23 protein-coding genes and 1 pseudogene are annotated in these 23231 nt (G+C 47.0%); 16 read left to right on the forward strand and 8 right to left on the reverse strand.

Translation table 11 applies throughout. The features are described from left to right. The first annotated feature begins 23 nt into the window (after positions 1 to 23). From EAO37_RS09140 to EAO37_RS00960, 4 genes are all read left to right on the forward strand, one after another. The gene (locus tag EAO37_RS09140) at positions 24 to 665 is read left to right on the forward strand and encodes an ABC transporter ATP-binding protein (RefSeq protein WP_205589716.1); all 642 of its coding nucleotides are present in this window, start codon (positions 24 to 26) and stop codon (positions 663 to 665) included. A gap of 148 nt (positions 666 to 813) precedes the next feature. Next, a complete protein-coding gene (locus EAO37_RS09145; RefSeq protein ID WP_162982921.1) occupies positions 814 to 1725 on the forward strand; it encodes an ABC transporter ATP-binding protein in 912 nt (303 codons plus the stop codon). A gap of 356 nt (positions 1726 to 2081) precedes the next feature. Beyond that, entirely contained in the window at positions 2082 to 2432 is a 351-nt protein-coding gene (locus EAO37_RS00955) for a hypothetical protein (protein WP_120951007.1), read from the forward strand. Beyond that, a complete protein-coding gene (locus EAO37_RS00960; protein ID WP_235853049.1) occupies positions 2422 to 3036 on the forward strand; it encodes a ribonuclease HII in 615 nt (204 codons plus the stop codon). Before EAO37_RS00955 ends, EAO37_RS00960 begins: the two co-directional genes overlap by 11 nt. Here the strand turns inward: EAO37_RS00960 and EAO37_RS00965 are convergent. From EAO37_RS00965 to acnB, 7 genes are all read right to left on the reverse strand, one after another. Beyond that, the gene (locus tag EAO37_RS00965) at positions 3015 to 3959 is read right to left on the reverse strand and encodes a D-2-hydroxyacid dehydrogenase (protein WP_120951009.1); all 945 of its coding nucleotides are present in this window, start codon (positions 3957 to 3959) and stop codon (positions 3015 to 3017) included. The genes EAO37_RS00960 and EAO37_RS00965 overlap by 22 nt on opposite strands. A 43-nt stretch (positions 3960 to 4002) precedes the next feature. Then, positions 4003 to 5310 carry a PAS domain-containing methyl-accepting chemotaxis protein gene (locus EAO37_RS00970; protein ID WP_120951011.1) on the reverse strand — a complete coding sequence of 436 codons (1308 nt, stop codon included), beginning with the start codon at positions 5308 to 5310 and terminating at the stop codon, positions 4003 to 4005. 190 nt (positions 5311 to 5500) lie between these two features. Continuing rightward, the gene (locus EAO37_RS00975) at positions 5501 to 6328 is read right to left on the reverse strand and encodes a cysteine ABC transporter substrate-binding protein (protein ID WP_120945268.1); all 828 of its coding nucleotides are present in this window, start codon (positions 6326 to 6328) and stop codon (positions 5501 to 5503) included. 46 nt (positions 6329 to 6374) lie between these two features. After that, positions 6375 to 7118: an amino acid ABC transporter ATP-binding protein gene (locus EAO37_RS00980; RefSeq protein WP_120951013.1), complete on the reverse strand. Its 744-nt coding sequence runs from the start codon at positions 7116 to 7118 to the stop codon at positions 6375 to 6377. Next, positions 7119 to 7787, reverse strand: coding sequence for an amino acid ABC transporter permease (locus tag EAO37_RS00985; protein ID WP_205589719.1), 669 nt, complete (start codon positions 7785 to 7787; stop codon positions 7119 to 7121). It lies immediately after the preceding gene. 5 nt (positions 7788 to 7792) lie between these two features. After that, the gene (locus EAO37_RS00990) at positions 7793 to 8449 is read right to left on the reverse strand and encodes an amino acid ABC transporter permease (protein WP_120951017.1); all 657 of its coding nucleotides are present in this window, start codon (positions 8447 to 8449) and stop codon (positions 7793 to 7795) included. A 30-nt stretch (positions 8450 to 8479) separates the two neighbouring features. Then, complete coding sequence (gene acnB / locus EAO37_RS00995; RefSeq protein ID WP_120951019.1) at positions 8480 to 11038, reverse strand: bifunctional aconitate hydratase 2/2-methylisocitrate dehydratase; 2559 nt, start codon at positions 11036 to 11038, stop codon at positions 8480 to 8482. A 79-nt stretch (positions 11039 to 11117) separates the two neighbouring features. On the opposite strand from acnB, the gene EAO37_RS01000 reads away from it, so the two are divergent. From EAO37_RS01000 to EAO37_RS01010, 3 genes are read left to right on the forward strand one after another with little or no spacing between them, the layout of a single operon-like run. Beyond that, positions 11118 to 11852 carry a hypothetical protein gene (locus EAO37_RS01000; protein WP_120951021.1) on the forward strand — a complete coding sequence of 245 codons (735 nt, stop codon included), beginning with the start codon at positions 11118 to 11120 and terminating at the stop codon, positions 11850 to 11852. Between the two features lie 10 nt (positions 11853 to 11862). Next, positions 11863 to 13002 (forward strand): hypothetical protein, encoded by a 1140-nt coding sequence (locus EAO37_RS01005; RefSeq protein WP_120951023.1) that lies wholly within the window; start codon positions 11863 to 11865, stop codon positions 13000 to 13002. 49 nt (positions 13003 to 13051) lie between these two features. Beyond that, positions 13052 to 13741, forward strand: a complete 690-nt coding sequence (locus EAO37_RS01010; protein ID WP_120951025.1) for an MqnA/MqnD/SBP family protein — start codon at positions 13052 to 13054, stop codon at positions 13739 to 13741. Positions 13742 to 13747: 6 nt separating this feature from the next. Here the strand turns inward: EAO37_RS01010 and EAO37_RS01015 are convergent, their stop codons facing one another. Beyond that, on the reverse strand, positions 13748 to 14875 hold the full coding sequence (locus EAO37_RS01015) for a DNA recombination protein RmuC (protein WP_120951027.1): 1128 nt from the start codon (positions 14873 to 14875) through the stop codon (positions 13748 to 13750). A gap of 82 nt (positions 14876 to 14957) precedes the next feature. On the opposite strand from EAO37_RS01015, the gene EAO37_RS01020 reads away from it, so the two are divergent. The 9 genes and pseudogenes from EAO37_RS01020 (at position 14958) to EAO37_RS01060 (ending at position 23224) form a co-directional block, all read left to right on the forward strand. Then, on the forward strand, positions 14958 to 15995 hold the full coding sequence (locus EAO37_RS01020; RefSeq protein ID WP_235853048.1) for a peptidylprolyl isomerase: 1038 nt from the start codon (positions 14958 to 14960) through the stop codon (positions 15993 to 15995). Positions 15996 to 16000: 5 nt separating this feature from the next. Next, on the forward strand, positions 16001 to 17053 hold the full coding sequence (locus EAO37_RS01025) for a hypothetical protein (protein ID WP_120945250.1): 1053 nt from the start codon (positions 16001 to 16003) through the stop codon (positions 17051 to 17053). 8 nt (positions 17054 to 17061) lie between these two features. Next, a pseudogene (gene rnhA, locus EAO37_RS01030) lies at positions 17062 to 17504 on the forward strand (ribonuclease HI). Beyond that, a complete protein-coding gene (rnc, locus tag EAO37_RS01035) occupies positions 17498 to 18175 on the forward strand; it encodes a ribonuclease III (protein WP_120945248.1) in 678 nt (225 codons plus the stop codon). The pseudogene rnhA and the gene rnc overlap by 7 nt, the downstream one beginning before the upstream one ends. Continuing rightward, positions 18172 to 19227, forward strand: a complete 1056-nt coding sequence (gene aroC / locus EAO37_RS01040) for a chorismate synthase (RefSeq protein WP_120951029.1) — start codon at positions 18172 to 18174, stop codon at positions 19225 to 19227. Before rnc ends, aroC begins: the two co-directional genes overlap by 4 nt. A 37-nt stretch (positions 19228 to 19264) precedes the next feature. Further along, the gene (locus EAO37_RS01045) at positions 19265 to 19771 is read left to right on the forward strand and encodes a DUF2603 domain-containing protein (protein ID WP_235853047.1); all 507 of its coding nucleotides are present in this window, start codon (positions 19265 to 19267) and stop codon (positions 19769 to 19771) included. After that, on the forward strand, positions 19768 to 21135 hold the full coding sequence (hemN, locus tag EAO37_RS01050) for an oxygen-independent coproporphyrinogen III oxidase (protein WP_120951033.1): 1368 nt from the start codon (positions 19768 to 19770) through the stop codon (positions 21133 to 21135). The genes EAO37_RS01045 and hemN overlap by 4 nt, the downstream gene beginning before the upstream one ends. Further along, entirely contained in the window at positions 21083 to 22456 is a 1374-nt protein-coding gene (locus tag EAO37_RS01055; protein WP_346427012.1) for a (Fe-S)-binding protein, read from the forward strand. Before hemN ends, EAO37_RS01055 begins: the two co-directional genes overlap by 53 nt. Before the next feature lie 57 nt (positions 22457 to 22513). Next, a complete protein-coding gene (locus EAO37_RS01060) occupies positions 22514 to 23224 on the forward strand; it encodes an outer membrane protein (protein ID WP_120945240.1) in 711 nt (236 codons plus the stop codon). Positions 23225 to 23231: the final 7 nt, after the last annotated feature.

Raw genomic sequence — 23231 nt, forward strand, 5'->3', positions numbered from 1 at the left:
TTCCAATGCGCTAGAATCCATGCATGCGCCATAGTAATATCTTTAGGGTGTTTTCTCTGCTCTATGTAAGCGCGCCTAAATACATGTGCATGGCTTGTGCCTTGGTTGTGTTAGTGGGCGTGCTCCCTTCCTTGAGTGTTGCCATCACCATTAAGCTTATCAACTTTATCGCGTTGGCGTTGCAACACCACAACCTAGAATACAAACCCCTGCTCACCATTTTATCTCTAGGGGCTTTGGCGTTATTTGGATCGCTACTGGGCTCTCAAATTTTAGCCCATTGGCAAACCTTGATCGCTGAGGCTTTTTCTATGCATATCTTAAGCACGCTGGCAGACAAATTAGAAACAACCCATGATCTGCATTTCTTAGAGGATAAAGAACGCAGTGTGCAAATCAACACCCTTAAAAATGGCTTGCATATCCGTCCACTTAACTATGTCAATAACTTATTTTTTAATTCACAACGCCTCATTGGTTTATTCTCCCTACTTGTGGTGATTAGCTCCATTAGTCTTTATTTACCCTTTGTGATGTTGCTAGCCAGTGTGCCTAGCCTTTTGCTCTCTAATTACATCGCCAAGAAACACAGCCAAGAATTAGATGCCCTCCAAGCCCAAAAAGAAGCCTTACAAAATTATCTACAACTAGCTTGGATAGCGTGAAAAATAAAGATAATCTCTTGTTTAATTTTGTGGGTGCTTTCAAGGCAGATTTTAGAGCTAAAAATAGCTTGTTTTTAAATATTGTGGTGGCGTTGTGTAATGCGGGCTTGTTATTTGCGATGATCCTTGGTTGGCTAAGGGCGTGGGCGTGGGGGCTGTGGTTGGGTATATTCAGGCTTTTAACATGGCTAACCAACAACTCAACGACTTGGCTCTCTTTGGGCGGTGGTTTTTTGTCATCAACACCTATTTTGAGAATTACTTTAAACTCTTAGACAATCAGGTAGAAAAAAAGCAGGTTCTAAAGGAGGCGATCACGCATATTTGCTTTAAAGATGTGTGCTTTTCTTACCCTAATAAGCCTAAACCAGTCTTACACAAGATCAATTATACTTTTAGCGTGTCTAAAATTTACGCCATTGTGGGCAAAAACGCCAGTGGTAAAAGCACTCTGATTAAATTGTTAATGGGTTTTTATACGCCCAGCTCTGGGGAGATTATCATTAATCATCAATATTCTCTCAAAAATTTAGACCTCAAAAGCTATCGCCAACAGCTCAGCGCCATTTTTCAAGATTTTTCTTTTTATACCGGCTATAGCCTTGAAAATAACATTTTCATGCAAGCCCAGCCTAGCCCAGCCCAGCTAACATGCCAAGAGCACGCCTTAGCTCTCCTAAAACCTGCTAGGCAACTTTTAGCGCAATTTGGCAAAGACATTTTGGGTAGCCAATGCAATGGGCAGGATTTTTCAGGAGGGCAGAAACAAAGCCTAGCTACTCTAAGAGCCTTTTTAAAACCCAACTCTTGTATTATTTTAGATGAACTTTCTAGCGCGATTGACCCCATCGCCCAAAAAGACTTTTTAGATTCTATCTTTGCTATGCTAGAGGACAAAATGGCGATTCTCATCACCCACCACATCACCAGCACCAAAAACGCCCATGAAATTCTTGTTTTAGAAGAATGGCACTTAGTGCAACAGGGCAATTTTAACACCCTCTTAAGCCAAAAGGGCTTATTTGCTAAGCTATATATGGAGAGTTTGAGGGGGATGTAACAAAGACTGCATCATTAAAAAGGGCTGAATATTTCCCTTAGCGCGCTGGTTGCATTGCACCAATTCCACCATTAAAACCATGCAACACTAACCGTTTCTACAGATCTATAGTCCTATAATACAACCGCGCGGTTATCCGCGCTCTATTTCAGGAGGCTAACCTGATTGTCCTCTAGGCTTTGGTGCTAAGAGTCTTCTAGGAGGGTATAAAATCCTCGGCTAAAGATAAAAACAAGCGGTGCGTGCGCTTGGTGGCTTTAGCTTGCTGGGTGCATTGGAATACTATTTGTATGGGATATTTGTGTAATAGGATGTGCTAGGGATGGGCATGCCAAGCAAACTTTAAAGGGATTGCCATGCGCTGGTTTAAAATATTCGGCTTGTATCTTCTGAAATTTGGGTTATATCTTCTCTTGTTGTTTTTGTTTCTTTTCAGTTATGCTACTGTGTTGCTGGTGGGCGATCACTTCTTCCCTAGATACGCCATCACAGATGTAGCACTGCCTCCCTATTATTGGCAGGGATTGGCTTTTGTGCATATTGCCAGTTTTTGTCTCTTTGTCTATATCCTCAATAGGCTTTATAAACTAGGCATGCGTCTTAAGATGAATGATCTCTTGTTGCTAGCCATGTGTATGCTATACGCGGTGTTGGAAGGAACTCTTTTACTTGATAGTTATGTGCATTGGAGACAGGGTGGGGGTTGAAACTCATAGGATCTTGGGCATTGATGAAGCCGGGCGGGGGTGTTGGTGTGGATCTTTGTTTGTGGCCGGGGTGGGTTGCGATCAAGATGTCGCCGATGCATTTGTGCGCTTAGGGCTTAAAGAGAGCAAACAACTTAGCCGGGCTGAACGCTTCGCATTTGCTACACAGATTAGCCAAGATAGGCGTATCGCTAGCGTGGTGGTGGCTAAAAACGCGCTAGAGATCGATCACAAAGGCTTGAGTGGGTGCATGCAAGAGGCGATCACAGAGATTATTTTAGCATTGCCCGCTATTGAGCATGTGCGCCTAGATGGGAACACACGCTTTAAACTGGAGTTTGCGCATTTAAAGAGCTTTCAAGCCATTATCAAGGGCGATGACAAAATCCCCCAAATTGCCATGGCTTCTATCTTGGCTAAGGCGCATAAGGATCAGGAGATGTTAGCTTTAGATGAACTGCACCCTGAGTATGGTTTTGCTAGGCATTGTGGTTATGGCACGCGCGCGCATGCCCTAGCTATAGCTAAGTACGGGCTTATCAAGCAACACCGCAGAAGTTTTAAGATGGCTGGTGTGGATTCTCAAGCGCGTGTTTTGAGGTAGGCTTTCACATTTTCAATCGTGGCGGCGATGAGCTTTTTAATGCTATCCCCATAGCCCCAAGCAATATGGGGGGTGAGCAAGAGTTTATGCTGGATACTGGGGTTTAAAAAGGGGTGGTTAGCGTGCATGGGTTCTTGTTCAAACACATCGGTGCCATAATAAAAATCCTGTGTTTCTAATGCCTTAGCGGCTTCTTTTTCATTGACAATCCCCCCACGCCCCACATTGATCAAGATCGCCTTTTCTTTTAAGAGGGGTAAATTAGAGGCGTTGATGAGATTATAGGTGCGATCGTTGAGCGGGGCGTGGATGCTGATCACATCGCTGGTTTTGAGCAGGGCATCTAAAGATTTTTGGGGGTAGGTGTCATCGTGGTTGCGCCCACTTGTAGAGGTGTAACTCACATGCGCACCAAAGCTGCTAGCAATACGGGCGACATTTTTGCCAATATTGCCCAGCCCCACAATCCCCCATTGCTTGTTTTCAAGGGCGTATAAATCCTTGTTAAAGTGGGTGAAAACTTGGCTTGTGCAATATTCCCCACTCTTGCAATAGCGATCGTAATAGGGCATGTTAGACAAAAAGGTAAAAACCAGCGCGAAGGTGTGCATGGTTACGCTATGGGTGGCATACCCCTCTACATTTTTAATTTGGATACCCAGTTTTTGCGCGCAGGCGTGATCGATGACATTAGTCCCTGTGGCGGTTATACAAATGAGTTTGAGCTTAGGCAGGCTTTGGAGTGTGGGCGCGTCCATCACAATTTTATTAATGATAATAACCTCTGCATCCTGACAACGCTCTAGCACCAACTCCTTAGGCGTGTTAGGATAATAGATTAAATCCACAAACTCTTCTAGGGGGGCGAGCTTATTGGTGCGCCCCAAAGAATCCCCCTCCAACACCACCGCTTTAATTTTCATGCCAAACTCCTTTGATCCTGAATTTCTAAGATAGCCAACACCCTCACTTGACATTCTCCATGCGTTGGGCTACTTTGTCGCTGGCTTCTTTGATCTTATCCATCAAGGTTTTGCTTTGTTGGGACAATTCCACGGTTTTATCTGAAGCTTCCATCCCTGCCGTGATATGCCCCACCACTTGAGAAGTGATCTCGCGAATAGAGCCAATAATCGCCCCAATTTCGGCTACCGATTTGCCCGTGCGCTCGGCAAGTTTGCGCACCTCATCAGCCACCACCGCAAAACCTCTGCCATGCTCGCCCGCCCGGGCGGCTTCAATGGCAGCGTTCAAGGCTAACAAATTAGTTTGATCGGCGATGTCTTTAATGGTCTGGGTGATAGAGGAGATGGATTCTGATTGCGCGCTTAGAGTGTTGACTAGATCGGTGCTATTTTTCATGGTTTCAGCCACGCTTTGGATATTGGCGGTTGTCTTTTCTACCATCGTGCTCCCCTCATCGGTGAGGCGTTGGTTTTCCTTGATGAGATCCAAGGTCATGGCGAGCTTGTCCTTCGTGTTGTCCTCCTTTTTGGTTACATCGCGCGCGATTTTGATGATCTTATACACCTTGCCTTGATCGTCAAAAACGGGGTTGTAAGTGCCCTCCAAATACACAACTTGCCCGCTTTTAGTGATGCGCTTGAAGGTGGAGGCTAAAAACTCCCCAGCGCGCAATTTGTCTTGATTTTCCTTATAAGTGGGAGTTTTGGTGTATTCAGGATCGCAAAACATGGCATGGTATTTGCCCTTGATCTCATTGAGGGTATAACCCATCAATTTCAAAAAATTCTCATTGGCATTGATCACATTGATTTGGGTGTCAAATTCCACCATCAACATGGAGCGATTCACCGCGTTATAAACCGCCTTGAGATCGTTGTATTCTAAGATTCTTGCTGTGATGTCAGAAGCGAATTTGAAAAACTTGCACAATTTGCCTTGGGCATCTCTAACGGGGGTGTAATTAGCCTCTAAGAAAACGACCCGTCCCCCCTTAGCCACACGCTTGCACATCCCGCATTTGTGTTGCCCTGAAAACAGGGTGTCCCAATCCTTGCGGTATTCAGGGCTATTGACATAGGCGGGGTCGCAAAATATCTCGTGGGATTTGCCCTTGATTTCCTCTAAGGAATAGTCCATTAATTTTAAGAAATTCTCATTAGCCGTGATCACCTTGCGATCCAAATCAAATTCCACCATAGCAACAGATTTATCAATCGCGTTGTGAATCGCTTTTAACTCGCTGTGTTCTTCAAGGGCAACACAGATTTCCTCTTTCTCTTTCTCTTTCTTTTTCTTATCAAAAAACATGCGAGACTCCTTTCTTTAAATATAATTCCCATTATTATAGGATTGCTCAAGGTCTATACACCTTAATTGCGCCCATTGTATTACAACTCTATTAACCTTGCTACAATTACAAAGAAAATAATACCAGCAAAGCGTGGAAGCAACGCCCCCGCTGGGGGGGGGGGGGGGGGAGTAAAGCGCGCCAACATCATTAAAAAATCACGCTTTTGGGGTCTAGATCATCTCCATAAACGGGTTTGAGAGTCGCGTCATAAGCCTCTTTGATAAACCCGCTTTGTGTGAGCGTGTCGATCTCTTTATTGAGCCACTCTAAAAGTGCCTTATTGCCCTTTTTGACCGCTGGGGCGATCACATCTTGATCCCCCAAACTAGGAATCCCCACCTTAAACTCCGGATTCTTTTTCACCCATGCAAATAAAAGCGTGTTGTCATGGGCTAGGGCTGCCCCGCGGTTGTTTTTCAATGCCAAAAAAGTTTCGGTGTTTTGGTCGTATTTGAGCAAGGAGATACTAGGGTAATTTTTGGAAAAGTAAAAATCTGCCGTAGTGCCCTTGTTAACGATTAGGTTTTTGCCCTTGAGATCGTCTACACTTTTGATCGCCCCGTCTTTAGACACCACCCCCAAAGCCACTTTCATGTAGGGTTTGGCAAAGTCCACCACCGCCTCTCTCTCCTTAGTCTTGGTAAAATTTGCCATGATCACATCCACTTTATTAGACTTCAAGAACTCCACCCGTGCAGCCGCCTCCACAGGGACAAATTCTATTTTCTTAGCATCGCCTAGCAAATCCTTCGCCATGCGTTTGGCGATGTAAATATCAAAACCTTGAAATTGCCCCTTGCTATCCACAAAGCCAAAGGGGGGTTTGTCGCTAAACACCCCCACTTTCAACACCCCGCGTTTTTTAATCAGGGCGATGCTATCCTCTTTGGCTTGTGCCTTGTGATCAGAACACCCAACCAACACCAAACCCATGAGGGCTAACAACACCCCTAAACTCTTTGCCCATGCCCGCATGCGCACTCCTTAAAATGTAATAAGAAGCCTATCTAGCATAATAAACTCAACAATCCCCTAAAAAATTAAAAATTTCTAAAAACTTCTGGGCACGCTCAGACTTGGGGTTCTCAAAAAAGCCCTGCGGGCTATTTTCTTCCACCACCATTCCCTGATCAAAAAACACAATGCGGTGCGCCACTTTTCTAGCAAACTTCATCTCATGGGTTACAATGACCATGCTCATGCCCTCTTTAGCCAACTCTAAAATCACCTCTAAAACTTCTTTAACCATCTCTGGATCAAGGCTGGCGGTAACCTCATCAAAAAGCATCACTTCAGGTTGCATGCACAGCGCGCGCACAATGGCGACTCTTTGCTTTTGCCCCCCGCTGAGTTCTCTAGGATAAGCGTTTTTCTTGTGTTCTAGTCCCACGCGTTTTAACAGCGCGATCGCTTGCTCTTGTACCTCCTCTTTGGCGCGTTTTTGCACCTTCAAAGGGGCTAGTAAGATATTTTGTAACACGCTTAAATGCGGGAATAACTCGTAATTTTGAAACACCATGCCGATCTTTTGGCGCACAGCATTCCAATTAGTCTTGGGCGCGCTGATCTCTTGGCTATTAAAGAGAATTTGTCCGCCTTGAATTGCCTCTAGTCCATTTAAACAGCGTAAAAATGTGCTTTTGCCACACCCACTAGGTCCTAAAATCACCACCGCCTCCCCCTTTTCTAAGGCAAAATCAATCCCATTTAGCACCACATGATCGCCATAGTGTTTTTGTAATTGGATGGTTTGCAAAATTGCCATTTAAGCTCGATTATATTGGTATTTTTTCTCTAGGTATTGGCTCAAATACGATAGGGGGTAGCAAAGCATAAAGTAAAGAGCAAAGATCAAGCCATAGACATAGAAACTCGCATTAGGGATTTTTAAAATATTGATCTCAATGAGTTGTTGCCCCACTTTGAGCAATTCTACCGCACCGATGAGACTCATTAAAGCGGTGGTTTTAATGATCCGGCTAAACAAATTGATACTAGCAGGCATGAGGGCTAAAAAGGCTTGGGGGAAGATAATTAGCCAAATGGTTTGGCTTTCGCTCAAGCCCAAGGCGCGCGCGCTTTGTATTTGGTGCGTGTTAGTGGAGGTGAGCGCGCCCCGGGTTAAATCCATCATCTCAGCTGCCCCCCACACCCCAAAGACGATAATGCTCGCCAAGATCGCATGCAAGTGCCAGCCAAATACAGTCGCCGATCCAAAAAAGACTAAAAAGAGCCACACAAGAAGCGGAATAATGCGCACACTCTCCAAATACACCCGGCACACAAAGCGCGCGATTCTGCCCCCAAAAGCCATCACCACCCCCAAGCCCACCCCGCCTATTAGAGCGATCACAATGGAGATCAAAGCCACCTGCAGGGTTGTAAACAAACCCTCAGCCAAGCGCGCCAAATTATCCAGCTCAAAAACCCCCAAACCCTCTAGCATACACGCCTCTTATAATACTTCTCTAAGGCTACAAATAGCCCACTTAAAGGGAGCAAGACCACCAAATAAGAGAGCACCAATAACACCAATGCCTCATTCGTTTTATAATAAATCCCTATCAAATCTTTAGCCACAAACATCACATCCACCAAAGCGATCGCGCTCACCACTGAACTCTCTTTAAGCAAAAAGATCACATTAGCCCCCAAAGAGGGCAAGCAGATCGCTAAACTTTGGGGGAATAAGACATATCTTAACGCCTGCAGACGGCTTAAGCCCAAACTAAGAGCGGATTCTAATTGCACCTTAGGCAGAGCCTTAAGCCCGAGCAAAAAACTCTGCGCCATATATCCCCCGCCCAAAAAACCCAAACCCAAAATCGCGCACGCCTTTGCGCTCAAGGACAACCCAATTTGGTTAAGTCCATAATAAAGAAAAAAGAGCTGGATAAGCAGGGGCGTGTTGCGCGCGATTTGCACATAGCAAGCTAAAAGAGGGCTATAAAATCCCTTAAAATACAGCCCCAAAGCCACCCCAAAGCCCACCCCCAACGCGCACACAATACCGGCAAACGAAATATACAAGGTGAGCCAAAGCCCCCAGCCAAAAGCCCCCAAAGCATGGCGCATAAACTGCCAATCTAAATCCACGATCACACCCTTTACCCCTCCAAAACCAAGCTACAACGCGAAATGCTCCATCAAGTGAAAATTCATGTAACGATAGATTTCTGCTTTGCGCGCCTCTAGTTTGTCTGCCACTAGACCTAGATACTCTTGTGGGGTGGGGATTTTACCCAAAAGCGCACACACCGCGCCCAATTCTGCACTGCCCAAATACACCTGCGCGCCCTTGCCCATGCGGTTATCAAAATTGCGCGTAGAAGTGGAGAAAACCACCGCATTATCGCGCACGCGTGCTTGATTGCCCATGCACAAACTGCATCCGGGCACCTCTGTGCGCGCCCCAGCAGCCCCAAATAAAGCAAAATACCCCTCTTTAATGAGCTGTTGCTCGTCCATTTTAGTGGGGGGCACAATCCAAAGGCGAATAGGGGATGCCCCTGCTCCCTTGACAATCTCCCCAAAGGCTCTAAAATGCCCAATATTGGTCATGCAACTGCCAATGAAAACCTCATCAATCTTTTGGGGGCGTTTGGGGTTGCTCAACACCTCGCTTAGAGTGGCGACATCATCCGGATCATTGGGGCAGGCTAAAATGGGCTCTTTGATCTCAGCTAGATCGATCTCAATGACCGCGGCATATTCTGCATCTGAATCGGGTTCTAATAACACGGGGTTATCAATCCACGCCTGCATTTTTTGCGCGCGTCTTTTTAAGGTGTCTTTGTGTTCATACCCGCTAGCAATCATCTGCTCGATGAGCTGGATATTAGAGCTCAAATACTCAATGATGGGTTCTTTATTCAGGCGCACCGTGCAAGCAGCCGCACTCCTCTCAGCACTCGCATCGCTAAACTCAAAGGCTTGTTCGATCTTAATGTCGCCCAAGCCCTCGATCTCTAAAATCCGCCCATTAAAAATATTTTTCTTGCCCTTTTTCTCCACCGTGAGCAAACCCTGTTTAATGGCATAATAGGGGATGGCATTGACTAAATCCCTAAGAGTGATCCCCGGCTGCATTTGCCCCTTAAAGCGCACCAGCACGGATTCGGGCATGTTCAAGGGCATAGTCCCCGTAACTGCTGCAAAAGCCACTAAACCACTCCCAGCTGGAAAGCTAATGCCAATGGGAAAACGCGTGTGGCTATCCCCGCCTGTGCCTAGCGTGTCGGGAAGTCCCATGCGATTTAGCCATGAGTGGATAATCCCATCTTTAGGCTTGAGAGCCACCCCGCCCCGACTGGTAAAAAACTGAGGCAGAGTGGCTTGCAAACTCACATCAGAGGGTTTAGGATAGGCGGCGGTGTGGCAAAAGGATTGCAAGACAAAATCGGCTTCAAAACTCAAGCTAGCGAGCTCTTTGATCTCATCTCTTGTCATCGCCCCGGTGGTGTCTTGACTGCCCACGGTGGTGGTGATAGGCTCACAATAAGTGCCCGGGCGCACGCCTTTTAGCCCGCAAGCGCGCCCCACCATTTTTTGCGCTAAAGTGTAGCCTTTGTGGCTATCAGTGGGTTGTTTGGGTTTAGCAAAGACTTCTGAGGGCTCTAGCCCTAAAAATTTACGCGCCTTATTGGTCAAACCACGCCCAATGATTAAAGCGATGCGCCCGCCTGCTCGAAACTCATCCGCTAGTGTGGTGGGCTCTAAGCTAAAGGTGCTCACCACTTGTCCTTGCTTGTGTATCTCACCCTTGTAAGGATAAACCTCAATGATGTCGCCCTCGTGTAAGTCTTTGACATCTGCCACTAGAGGCAACGCCCCGCTATCCTCACATGTCGCAAAGAAAATAGGCGCGATCACCCCCCCGATCACCACGCCCCCACTGCGTTTATTGGGCACATAGGGGATGTCTTGCCCAAAGTGCCACATAATGGAGTTGGTCGCGCTTTTGCGTGAGCTACCCGTGCCCACCACATCGCCCACATACACCACAGGCACGCCCTTAGATTTAATGTTTTTTAGGCGTTCTTGGTAATTTTCTATGCGGTTTTTGAGCATGGCATTAGCGTGTAGGGGGATGTCGCTACGGGTAAAGGCATCACTAGCCGGGCTCAAGTCGTCCGTATTAGTTTCTCCATCAATTTTAAGCACGCATAGCTCTAATTTTTCAGGCAGGGCGGGCTTGTTAATAAACCATTCTGCATTTGCCCAAGACTCTAGCACCTCTTTAGCCAGTGCGTTTGTCTTGCTCAAATTAGCGATGCTCTCAAAGGCGTTATAAACTAAGAGTGTGGTTTTTAAGGCTTGGCAAGCCTCTTTGGCAATTTCTTGATCGCCACTTTGCAGTGCCTCAATGAGGGGAGCGACATTATACCCTCCTAGCATAGTGCCTAAATACCTCACCGCCTCTAGGGGGCTAAAGTGCGCACATTCACACTTTTTAAGCGCAAGTTTGCCTAGAAACTGGGCTTTGACTTGCGCGCCCTCATCCACGCCCGGGCTCACTCTGTGAATGAGTAAATCCTTAGCAAAAGCGCATTCATCGCCACTTTTAGAGTGCATTAAAATTTCTACCACGCTCTCAACTTGTTTGGCGTTTAAGGGCAGGGGGGGGATGTTTTCTTGTGCCCTTTCTTGTAGGGCGGCTTGGTATTCTTGGATAAAAGTTTGCATACAACTCCTTAATGAAATGGTGTTTGTTGTAGTATATAATAATTTGAAACACTTGTAGAGTGGCTCTAAGGATGAGATAATGCCTAACCTAGTTAAAATGCTCCCTCTAGCTTGCCTAGCCTGCCAAATCCTCTTGGCTGAACCCCTAGATTTTAACGCCCAATTTGAGATTTTAAAGCAAGTGCGCTTGCACGCCCCACTCCCCTTTCAAGCCCTCTTAGTGCAAGATCGTAACACAAAAATCCAACAAGTGTTGTTGGCTGATCTTAAGAGTCCCCTAAAGGTGCAAGTGGGCGAGGATTTTATTTTGCCTAATAAAGAGGATGACGCGCTGCTTAGAGAAATGCGCCGTTTAGTTGTCAAACATAATTTTTTTACCAAACATAGCAAGGATTTTAAGACCTTGATCAAGACATTGCCCTATGACAATGTCATCACTCTAGAGCCTCTATCCCAACACGCCTCTAAGGAGTTTATCTTGCTTGTGAAAGAGGGGTTAGATGAAAAGTTGGTGTCTAAGCTAGAAGATAAACTTAAAAACGCGCGGGTGTATCTGGTGCTTTTGGGCGCGTTTCCAGACGAGGAGGATAAAAGCGACTCCTTTGATGCAGCCGCCTATCTCAAGGGCTTACATGGCACTTCTAGCACGCTAAAGAAACTTACGCTCTTAAGATCGGGCTTGCAAAATGTCGCTACAGACCCGCTAAAAGAGCCCTTTTTAGATCGCATCCAAGAAAATGCAAACGCAGCGTCCGAACTTGGCTTGTTAGAGGGTATTGGTCCCTATTTGCCTTTATTTTATGAAATCCACTAAAGGGAGTTCTATGCGCTTAGTGTGTCTTTTGATTTTTGCTTTGAGTCTTATAAAGGGGGTGGATCTTGAAGATGCCACATTTAAGAAACACTTAGCGGGCTTAGGGTTTAATGTCAATCGCCTAAAGCTTTTAGAAAACACGAGCTTAAATGGGGACCTTAGGGTGCTCATCTTGCAAGAAATGAGCACTAGGGGAGTCAAAACCCATGCATTGGTGCTCAACCAAGACAACACCCAAGTGTCCTTGGCTAAGGATTTTTTAAAACGCGCCACGCCTAAGCAAAAAGCTTTCATCCAAGCGCGCCAAAAAGAGGCGCGCGCCCTAGAAGCCACACCCCCTAAAATCACGCATCTCTTTAAGTACGAAGGCAATGTGGCTCTTTTGTCTTTAAAACCCCTACCTGGGACCCCTTTTCAGATCGCTTTTGTAAAAGATTACGATCAAGCGCATCTTGAAAATTTTTATGGGCAACCGACCCTCACTTACAGCGCGTGGCTTGTAGATCAAGACTTGAGCTTTGCTATCCGCCTTGAACACGCCTTTGGCTCTAAGGGCATGCAAGATGCCATAAAGCAGAGTGTTAAAGAGGCAAAAAGTGCCAATGAGAGGTATCTTACCCACGATTTCAACACCCTTTTTGATCGCATCCCTAAATCTAGCATCATCACTTTACGCTCTGAAAATCCTCATGCCAAGCAACTCTACATCATTTTAGCGACCGCAGATGGCGACAAATCCAGCGATACGCGCGCCTACAAGCGTAGCCTAGAGATCGTTAAGAACTTGCCCCAAATGCTCAAAAACGCAACCCTCCACCTCGTGCCCACACTGGGCAAATCAACTTACGATAATTACCACATACAACCTCTGATCCAAAAAGCCAACTGTCTTAAGGACAACCGCGCCAAAATCGCGTGGATTCAAAGCGTTTATAACGCCTTGGAGCGTAGCGGTGGGTATGGTGGTTGTGGGGATGAGGGTTTTTATCTTGGAGATAAGGTTTGTGTCGTTGCGCCTAGTTGCCCCGCTTTAAAAGATTATGGAGAACAGCAAGAATGGCTAGAGATCTTTTTTGGGCAGGGGGCTTGCGGGGATGGTGTGAAAGATTGGTATCCCTTGCCCATAATCTATGAATACAAAGAAGATTGAAGAGTTTAAGCGCGGGCTTTTGGGGTAAAATGGCATAAAAAGGTTTAGCATGCGTTTTGGCAAGATCGATTATTTAAATTTATTGCCCTTTGATGTGTTTATCAAAGCCTACCCCCTGCGCTTGTCCGGGTTTAAAACTTTTTTGCACCTCAAAAAAACCTACCCGGCTAGGCTCAATACAGATTTTCTCTTCAGGCGCATCGATGCGGGGTTTATCTCCTCTATTGCCAGCCTGCGCGCCCCGCACGCCTTAGATTGTGGGATCATCGCCTCTAAGCAGGTGCGCAGTGTGCTAGCTCTCAAACAGCCCCCCCAAAATGATCACGAGTCGGCGACCTCTAATGCCCTCTGCCAAGTTTTAGGGCTCAAGGGGCAGGTTGTAATCGGGGATAAGGCTTTGTGTTTTTACTACCAAGAAAAACCTAAGGCGGACTTTGTGGATTTAGCCACGCTATGGCACACCAAGACGCGTCTGCCCTTTGTCTTTGGGCGGCTGTGTTGTGGGTGGCGTTATGTGGGTATCTATGCCCCCCTAGCGCGCGCCTTCAAACGCGCCAAGCCTAAAATTCCCCACTATATTTTGCAGCAACGCGTAAAGCAGAGTGGGCTAACAAGAGGACAAATCCTAGAGTATTTGGGCTGTATCTCTTTTGGGATTCGCTCTAAAGAACGCTTGTCCTTGCGCCGTTTCGATCGCGCCCTACGCTTCAAGGGGCTTAAAACTCCTCAGCGCTTTTGAGGCGCACTAAAACACATGGTTGACCCCTAATTGTTGTGCGCGTTCTATCACACTGTCCTTGCCGGTTTTGAGGGTTTGGCTGACTTTGTTGTAACGATCTTGGGTAGTTTTAATGCTCTTGCCTAATTCGCCCACTTGCCCCCACAAATCTTCTAGTCTAGCCCCCAGTGTGCTAAGTTGTTTTTGCAAGCGCGTGTAATCTCGATCCATTTGGGAGTGTTTCCACAGTTGGTGCACCAGCATTAAGATCGCCATCAAGGTTCCCGGACTGGCTAAAATCACTTGGGCTAAACGGGCTTTTTCAAAGAGGTTTACCCCCTCTGATTCCAACATTTGTAAATACACCCCCTCTAGGGGGATGAACATAATGGTAAAATCCACACTATTGGCGATCTCATTGTGGTAGCGCTTTGTTTCTAGTTCTTGGATATGTTTGTAGACCCCTTCTGTGAGCGCCTTGAGAGTTTTGGGATTGGGCGCGCTTTGCAAATCCATGTAGGCGTTGAGATTGAGTTTAGAATCAATAATGAGACTCCTGTTTTCTGGCAGGTGCAGGACAATATCTGGGCGTAGCGTGGTGTGTGTCTTAAAACTCTGTTGGGCGAAAAAATGCTTCCCCTTGATGAAACCATGCTTTTCTAACAGACTCTCTAGCAACATTTCCCCAAAATCCCCGCGTTTTTTAGGATCCCCCTTGAGGGCTTTGGCTAGGTCTTGGGCTTGCTGGGCTAGGTGGGTGTTGCATTGCTGGAGTTGATCCAATTGGCTTTTAAAATAGCCTTGTTGGTGGATTTGGGTTTCTTTAAGAGTTGTGATGAGGTTTTGGCAGGTTTTAAGTTCAGCTTGCAAGGGGGCTAGAGTCGCTTGTTGGGCTTGTTGGAATTGGTGGCTCTGATCGCTGAATAATTGCGCGCTGGCTTGCTTGATCTCAAGCACTAAATTGTGCTTGATCTCTTGGATTTCCCTGCTTTGTTCTTGGAAGGCTTGTAATTTCTTGGCTTCATCTTGGAGTTTTTGCTCCAAATAGGTCTTTGTTTGCGCACTCTCAATCTCTTGGCGCGCCAAAGCCATTTTGAGGCGCACCCCCCACCAAACAAGCCCCCCAACCCCACACCCTCTAGCACCACCCCCCATACCCACCACTCCATGCCACTCCTTAATCTTATTCTTAGGGCTATTATACTACACTGCTAGAAAGTCCATATAGAGAAAACGCTTGTTGAAAATACATTTTTCCCCCCTAGTGCTGATGGTAGTCGCGCTTGTATGCGTGGGCGCGCAGGCAGCAGGTTCTAAAGTGGAATCGGTGAGTGGCGAGCAGGGATCTGGTTCTAAAAACAGCTCCAAAAACCTAGACGAACAGATTCGCCAATCCATTAGCCAAACCCCCAAGCCCCCCAAGGAGCTCTCCTCTAAAGAAAAAACCCCTCCTAACAAATCCCAAGCAGATGATTTTGTGGAGGATCGCAAAGATGGCATTGTGGGAGGGATCGCCATCACGGTCAACAACGCCCCCATCACCCTTTACCAAATTGAAAGAGAGGAAAAGGAACACCACATTAGCCGCCAGCAAGCCATTAACGCGCTGATCTTGCAACGCATCCAAGCCCAAGAAATCAAGCGGCTTAAAATCGACATTGAGGACGATAAAATCGATGCCGAGATTGAAAACATTGCCAAGCACAATGGCATGAATGTCAACGACTTCATGCGCACCTTGGTGAGTGAGGGGATCAACCCTGTTACCTACAAAGAACAGCTGAAAAAACAGCTGGAAACTAGAGAGTTGCTTAGAAATATCTTGCTCTTCAATGTCAATACCCGCAATGAAACCAAAATGCGCGAATATTACAACGCCCACAAAAGCGAATTTAGCGTGCCTAGTGAGATTGTAACCGTGCGCTACACCGCCAAAGACACCCAAACACTCACAAAGGCTTTAGAAAACAAGGACTTAGCCATTGAGGGGGTGAGCAAAGTGGAAGAAAAGATCAATGTCAAAACTCTCAACCCCCAGATCGCCCAAATGTTTTTAAGCACAAAAGAACACACTTTCACCCCGATCTTGAACGCGGGTGGGGGGAATTTTGTTTCCTTTTACATCAAGGAAAAATTAGGCAAAGAAGAAGTGTCTTTCAACCAAGCGCGCAATTTCATCGCTAACAAGCTCATTGAGGAGCAACAGGACAAAATCTTAGCCGAGTATTACGAAAAATTGCGGGTCAAGGCAAAAATTAGGTATTTGCGCCAGTAGGTTGCGTGGAGCAGTTAGCCTATGTTTATAAGGATTCGCTCTTTAGTATCGCGTTGCTGATTGCGGTGATCGGGGCGGTGGTTTTGATCGATCATTTCCGCTCCCTTCTCAAGCACAAGAAGAATCTCAAGGCTCTCAACGCCCTATCTCTCTCCTATGCTCCCATTGATTTAGTCTTTGAGGTGCAACAACTCCTAGATAAAGAACAAGAGAGCGCTTCAGAAGTGCTAGGTCTTAAAACTTGGTTGTTCTTAGCCAAGCACTATAGTAGCCATGGGAGCGCAGAACAAGCCATCACGATCTATTTGCGCCTGCTCTCCAAGTACCCCAAAGATCGCATCACGCTTTTAAAGCATTTAGCCCAAACTTACATCGCTATGGGTTATATGCAAAAGGCGCATGATATTTTGGTGGAGGTGTTGCGTATCGAGCCTAGAAATATTGACGCGCTCAAAGAGATGGTGCGCGTGTATGAAATGCTGTGCGCCCCCCAAAAAGCCCTAGAGGTGTTAGAATGTTTGGACGCGCTAGAAGCCCAGGGATTATTAGAAACCTACCATTACTTGCAAATGCAGGTGTTGATCCAAGAAGACTTGAGCTTGCAAGATCGCAGCGCGCGCATTTTAGCCCTAGGGCACAAACACCCCAGCCTTTACAAATGCGCCCTTAGACATTGCAAGGCTTACCACAGGGCGTTATTTTTGCAAGAATTGCCCGGTTTGCAACAAGGCATAGACTATGTGGATTTGCTTTGGGATTTACCCCTAGAAGAAATCCAGCCCCTGCTATCCCAACTGCACCCCCCCGTGCGCGAAATCTTTGTGGCTAAGGGCTTTATAGAGGGAGAGTGCATGCATTGGCAATTAGAGGCGTTTCACACCTTCAAGGACAAATACCCCCTTGATCTGAGCTTTAGCTACCAATGCGGAGCCTGCAAGAATCTCTCCCCCTTTGAGAGTCATCGTTGCGTGGTCTGTGGCGCGCTGGGGGTGAAACAAGTCGTGTTGAATCTCAACACCCAAGCTCCTCATTACAGCCAACAACTCAATCTCAACTAGGAGGCATGATGAAACACATTGAAATGTTTTGCGATGGATCGTCTTTGGGTAACCCGGGGGCGGGGGGTTACTGCGCGATTTTGCGCTACCAAAATCAAGAAAAAATCATCACCGGGGGCGCGCCCACACCACTAACAACCGCATGGAACTTAGCGCGCTCAATGCCGGGCTCAAAGCCCTGAAAGAACCCTGTAAGATCGCGCTTTATAGCGATTCGACTTATGTGTGCGATGGGATTTCTAAATGGCTTAAAGCTTGGCAGGCGCGCGCCTTTGCTAAGGTCAAAAATGTCGATCTTTGGCAAGAATTTTTAGAGCTATCCACCCCCCATCACATCACCCCCCATTGGATCAGAGGGCATGCCGGGCATGCGCACAATGAACGCTGTGATGCTTTAGCCAAACAAGAAGCCCTAGCTTACCAAGCACAAAATAAAGGAGTTTCATGTTAGATCGGCTACAAGAACTGCTGGGCTATCGTTTTAAGAGCGCGCAACTCTTAGAGCAAGCCCTCACGCATAAGAGCACAAAGGCACGCGTCAATAATGAGAGACTAGAGTTTTTGGGCGATGCGGTGTTGGATTTGGTGGTGGCAGAAATCTTATTTGCGCGTTTTGAGGGGCTCCAAGAGGGCGATCTCTCTAAGATGCGCGCCGCCTTAGTCAATGAAAAGGCGTTTTTCAAACTTGCCTCTTTGTTGCGCTTGCAAGATCATATTTTGATCTCTCCAGCGGAGGCTAATAACCACGGGCATACCAAACCCTCGATCTTGGCTAATGCCTTTGAGGCTTTAATGGGGGCAATCTATTTAGAAAGCGGGTTAGAGCCGGTTAAAACCTTGATGAGTCATTTTTTAGACAAGATTTACCCCGATCTCTCTTTGCAAAGCACCTTTATGGACTATAAAAGCGCGTTGCAGGAGCTCACCCAAGCGCGCTTTAAAGTCGTGCCCACTTATACGCTCAAAAGCGAGAGCGGTCCTGATCACGCCAAACAATTTGAAATGCAAATCTTTATCTTAGATAAACTCTATGGCACTTGCACGGCTAAGAGCAAAAAAGAAGCCCAGCAACTGTGTGCCCAAATCGCCTATGAGCAACTCTGTGTGGAGGGGAGCGCGTGAGCTTGATACTACGCACCTTTGGGGAGTCGCATGGGGCTTTGGTGGGGGGCGTGTTGGAGGGCGTGCCTGCTGGACTCAAACTAGATTTAGAATTTATCCAAGCGCAGGTTAATAAGCGTAAAAGCGTGAATGCCTTCACCACCCCGCGCCAAGAAGAGGATAAAATTGAGATTGTGAGTGGGGTTTTTGAGGGGGTGAGCACGGGCGCGCCCATTGGGCTCATAGTGCGCAATAAAAATGTGCGCTCCCAAGATTATGACAATCTCAAAGAGAGCTTTCGCCCCGGACATGCCGATTTTACCACCTTTGCCAAATACGGCATTAGGGATCATAGGGGTGGGGGGCGTAGCTCAGCTAGGGAGAGTGTGATCAAAGTGGGTGCAGGGGCGATTGCTAAATTGCTTTTAAAGGAGGTGGGCATAGAGATAGAGAGCGGGGTTTTTAGTGTGGGGGGTGTGCAGGCTCAAGAGTTAGACTTTGAGCACGCGCTAAAAAGCCCCATTTTTAGCCTAGACAAACACGCCCAACTAGCCCAACAAGAGGCGATCTTGCAGGCAAAGAAAGCAGGGGATAGTTTAGGGGGGGTGGTGTTGGTGCGTGCGCAGGGGCGTGCCTTGCTAGGTTTGGGCGAATTTGGCGATCGCTTGGACGCGCGTATCGCCTATGACTTGATGGGGCTCAATGGGGTCAAGGGGGTGTTTATTGGCACACCACAGGCTGCGAGCATGCAAGGGAGTGCTTACAATGACGCGCTAGGTTTGCATGGGTTTAAAAGCAATCATTGCGGGGGGGTGTTGGGGGGTTTTGGCAATGGGTCGGATTTAATCGTGTGGGTGCATTTCAAGCCCACTTCTAGCATTGCCCTGCCCCAAGAGAGTATCACTATACAGAGAGAAAGCACGCAAATCACCCTTAAGGGCAGGCATGACCCATGCATTGCCATTCGGGGGAGTGTGGTGTGTGCGGCTCTATTGGCTTTGATCTTGGGGGATTTTGTGCTAAGCAATACCCATGCGCGCTTGGATCACATTAAAAGCCACTATGGCTATTAGGGATTTTGTGCTAACATGGGGGCGAAAGGCGGTAAATATGGATAACACTTCTCAAGCTAGGTTGAGCCCTAGCGACATGCAAGCAATTTATCAAAGCTTAGAATCGGGTAAAAACAAGGTGCAAGCCAAAAGGCTAGCCCCCAACCAAGTGCTTTTAGAATCTAAGGAGGGCACTCTTGATGCCAAAGAGGCTTGGTTTGTGCAAGATGAGCAGGATCAACGCTTTGTCGTGGTGCCCGAGATTTTGTTGCAATACATTGTGCAGGTGATCCAAAGGGCGTATGAAGAAAAGATCATGGTGGAGTTGGAGCGCGACATGGCAACCCTCACCCCTGTAGATTTCAAGGACGCGATGGCGGTCGCTTTTAGAAAATTAGAGGGCATGCGCGGGAGCGATGGGAGTTTGCCTAAAATCTCTTCATTGGACTTTGTCAAGCAACTCAAAAGACAACACCCTAATTTGTTTTTCAACCTAGCCGAGTTTCTAGAGTCTAAGAAAGATGGCTTTGTAGATTTAGAAGATGTGGAGAATATCCCCTTTTGAGTGCTCTAGACTTCCAGCAATTTGCCCACCACTCTAAACCCGGTCCTAGATACACCAGCTATCCCACGGCAATAGAATTCCATGCGGGTTTTCAAGAGCGCGATTTGATCCAAGCCTTAGCGCGCACCCCTAAGCAAACCCCCCTTTCTTTGTATTTTCACCTCCCCTTTTGCAAAAGTCCTTGCTATTTTTGCGCCTGCAATGTGATTTATAGCAGTAGCGAGCGCAAAAAAGAACGCTATATCTCCTACCTACAAAAAGAACTCACACTTCTAAAAGAGCATTTGGACATAGAGCGCGAGGTGGTGCAATTGCATTTTGGCGGGGGCACGCCCACTTTTTTTAGCGCGGCGCAACTAGAACGCATTATTGGGAGCATTGAAACCACTTTTACTAACTTTGCGCCCGATGCCGAGTTGGCTTGTGAGGTCGATCCGCGCCACTTTAATCGCGAGCAAATGCGTGTGCTCAAAGAACATGGCTTTAACCGCCTGAGTTTTGGGGTGCAGGATTTTGAGCTAGAGGTGCAACAAGCGATCAACCGCTTGCAAAGCTTTGATCTGGTGCGTGAAAAAGTGGAGCTAGCCCGTGAGTTTGGGATCAACTCGATCAATTTTGATCTCATCTATGGCTTGCCTTTTCAAAGTGTGCAGAGTTTTCAAAGCACCCTAGAGCAAGCCCTGCGCCTAGAGCCCGATCGCCTAGCTGTGTTTAATTACGCCCATGTGCCCTGGATCAAACACACCATGAAAATAGACCCCACCACCCTGCCCACCCCCAGCCAAAAGCTAGAGATTTTGCAATTCTTGATTGCCTTTTTAACCCAACATGGTTATGAAATGATTGGCATGGATCACTTTGCTAAAAAAGGTAATGAACTCTATTTAGCCCTGCAAAACAAACAGCTCAGGCGCAATTTTCAGGGCTACACCACTAAAAAATTCTCCCAAACCATTGGGGTAGGTGTAACGAGCATTGGAGAGGGATTGGACTATTACACCCAGAATTTTAAGGATTTAAAGGCGTATGAAAATGCGCTTGATGCGGGGCATTTGCCTGTTGAGCGGGGTATCCTCTTAAGCGAGGAAGATCGTCTAAGAAAAGAGGTGATCATGCATTTGATGAATAATTTAGAGCTAAATTTTGGTGTCATTGAGCGCGCCTTTAACATTGATTTTAAAACCCATTTTAAACAAGCCTTAGAGGCACTAAAACCCTATGAGCAAGAGGGTTTGGTGAGTGTAGACGCGCATGGCTTGAAAACCAGTCCTACGGGGGCGATGTTAGTGCGCAATATCGCGATGGTCTTTGATGCGTATTTGGACAAACACCATGGGGATCAAAAATTCAGTAAAACCCTCTAAATTAGAGGCGTGGTTAGATAGCGACATAGAGCGCACCACGCAAGCTTGTGTGAAGTGTGGTAAATGCGTGCCTAGTTGCACCATTTATCGTATCCATAAAGACGAAACCACCTCCCCGCGCGGGTTTTTAGACCTCATCGCGCTTGTCAAACAAGAGAGTTTAGAGCTCAACACCTCCCTAAAACATATCTTTGAGAGTTGTTTTCTCTGCACCACCTGCGTGCAGGTCTGCCCTTTTCATTTACCCATTGATAGCATGATTGAAAAAGTGCGCGTTTTGAGCGCGCGCAAACACGGGATCGCTTGGCATAAAAAACTTTACTTCTATCTGCTCAAACACCCCCGCTTGATGGACTTTGTCTTTTCACTCTGTAGCGTGAGCGCGCCCTGTGCCTTTAAGCAAGTGGGGGATAAATTGCAATGGCGTTTCCAATCCCTAGCACCCAAAGTCCTAGCCAAACGCGCGCTTTTCCCCTTTGCACGCACTAGCTTTTTACGCACCCATCAGGGCGTGATTCCCCCCAAAGCCCCCCTAGAAAACATGCCCGCTCAAAGTGTAGGGATTTTCATTGGCTGTTTGGGCAATTACAACTACCCTAGCGTGGGTAAGAGCTTATTAAGCATCTTAGACAAGCTCAATATCAGCGCGCACATTCCTAAGCAATTTTGCTGTGGCGCGAGCGCGTTTTTCACCGGGGACATGCACACCGCCCTTTTTTTAGCTCAAAAAAATGTAGATTTGCTCACAGAGCTAACCACGCACACAGAGGCGATCTTAGTCCCCGAGGCAACTTGTATTAGCATGCTTAAAAAAGATTATGCGCATGTCTTTGAGAGCATTCCTGATTCTAAGGCGCGCCAAGAGTGGCTAGAAAAATGGCACAAGGTGGCAGATAAATTACAATTTGCCTCTAGCTTTTTAACCCATAATAGCGCACTCCTAGAAGTGCTTAAAACCTACCCTAAAAACCCTCTGACTCTGACCTACCACGACCCCTGCCATGCCAAAAAAGTCTTAGGAGTTTATAAAGAGCCGCGCGCGCTACTAGGGGCAAATTTTAGTCTAAATGAGATGGCTGAGAGCGATCGTTGCTGTGGCTTTGGGGGGGTGAGCATGCAAAGCGATCACTACGCTTTGAGCGTGCAGGCGGGTTTGCCTAAAGCTAAAGACATCGCTAGCACCAAAGCCCAAGTGGTGAGCGCGGAATGCTCAGCTTGCCGGGTGCAACTCAATAACGCCTTGCACCAGATAGACGCACCCACGCAGTTTCTACACCCCCTAGAGCTCATCGCGCAGGTTTTACAAGCCCCGCATAACTAGATTTAAAAAAAATATGCTAGAATAAAACGACATCATCAATATCAGTAAAGAGGACGCATGAATAAGACATTTTCTAACTTCATCAAGGGTGTGGCTGTTTTGGGCGCGCTTTCTGTCCCCCTGTGTGCGGAGAGGAATGCGTGGTATGTGGGCGCGAGTTACCAAGTGGGGCAGGTGGCGCAGATGATCAAAAACCCTCCCCCCGGCGATCCACTCAATTACGCGAAGTTTCCCAGCGGTCATTACACTTATGCGGCTGTTATGCAAGGGCTTGGGATCAGTGTGGGTTACAAGCACTTTCTAGGCAAGAAAAAATGGTTTGGCTTTCGCTACTATGGTTTCTTTGACTATGGGCATGCGGTCTTTGGGGCTAATGCGTTGACTAATCTTGGGACTTCAAGCAATCCTTCTTACAGCACGGTGGCTAATCTTACCGACATGTTCACCTATGGGGGCGGTATTGATACCCTTTATGACATCATCAATAAAGATAGTGCCACTTTCGGGCTTTTCTTTGGGGTGGCGATTGCGGGTAACTCTTGGGGGAACACCACAAGGGCGTTTTTGAAAACCAAGGGGCATGTTGATCCGGCCATCTTCCAATTCTTGTTCAATGCGGGTTTTCGCACCACCATCGCCAAGCACCAAGAATTTGATTTTGGGGTCAAGATTCCCACCATCAACGACTATTATTTCCACAATGGTCCCTTGACTTTCACCTACCGCAGACAATATAGCCTATATGTGGGCTACCGCTTTAATTTTTGATGAAGGG

Origin of the sequence: Helicobacter sp. L8, from assembly GCF_003660355.1 — a bacterium.
Classification (GTDB): domain Bacteria; phylum Campylobacterota; class Campylobacteria; order Campylobacterales; family Helicobacteraceae; genus Helicobacter; species Helicobacter labacensis.

Excerpts from the sequence above, each read along its gene's own strand:
- EAO37_RS09140 (WP_205589716.1), top strand. The coding sequence starts at position 24 with ATGCGCCATAGTAATATCTTTAGGGTGTTTTCTCTGCTCTATGTAAGC.
- EAO37_RS00955 (WP_120951007.1), top strand. The coding sequence starts at position 2,082 with ATGCGCTGGTTTAAAATATTCGGCTTGTATCTTCTGAAATTTGGGTTA.
- EAO37_RS00965 (WP_120951009.1), bottom strand. The coding sequence starts at position 3,959 with ATGAAAATTAAAGCGGTGGTGTTGGAGGGGGATTCTTTGGGGCGCACC.
- EAO37_RS00970 (WP_120951011.1), bottom strand. The coding sequence starts at position 5,310 with ATGTTTTTTGATAAGAAAAAGAAAGAGAAAGAGAAAGAGGAAATCTGT.
- EAO37_RS00975 (WP_120945268.1), bottom strand. The coding sequence starts at position 6,328 with ATGCGGGCATGGGCAAAGAGTTTAGGGGTGTTGTTAGCCCTCATGGGT.
- EAO37_RS00980 (WP_120951013.1), bottom strand. The coding sequence starts at position 7,118 with ATGGCAATTTTGCAAACCATCCAATTACAAAAACACTATGGCGATCAT.
- acnB (WP_120951019.1), bottom strand. The coding sequence starts at position 11,038 with ATGCAAACTTTTATCCAAGAATACCAAGCCGCCCTACAAGAAAGGGCA.
- EAO37_RS01000 (WP_120951021.1), top strand. The coding sequence starts at position 11,118 with ATGCCTAACCTAGTTAAAATGCTCCCTCTAGCTTGCCTAGCCTGCCAA.
- EAO37_RS01005 (WP_120951023.1), top strand. The coding sequence starts at position 11,863 with ATGCGCTTAGTGTGTCTTTTGATTTTTGCTTTGAGTCTTATAAAGGGG.
- EAO37_RS01010 (WP_120951025.1), top strand. The coding sequence starts at position 13,052 with ATGCGTTTTGGCAAGATCGATTATTTAAATTTATTGCCCTTTGATGTG.
- EAO37_RS01015 (WP_120951027.1), bottom strand. The coding sequence starts at position 14,875 with ATGGGGGGTGGTGCTAGAGGGTGTGGGGTTGGGGGGCTTGTTTGGTGG.
- rnc (WP_120945248.1), top strand. The coding sequence starts at position 17,498 with ATGTTAGATCGGCTACAAGAACTGCTGGGCTATCGTTTTAAGAGCGCG.
- EAO37_RS01045 (WP_235853047.1), top strand. The coding sequence starts at position 19,265 with ATGGATAACACTTCTCAAGCTAGGTTGAGCCCTAGCGACATGCAAGCA.
- EAO37_RS01055 (WP_346427012.1), top strand. The coding sequence starts at position 21,083 with ATGCGTATTTGGACAAACACCATGGGGATCAAAAATTCAGTAAAACCC.
- EAO37_RS01060 (WP_120945240.1), top strand. The coding sequence starts at position 22,514 with ATGAATAAGACATTTTCTAACTTCATCAAGGGTGTGGCTGTTTTGGGC.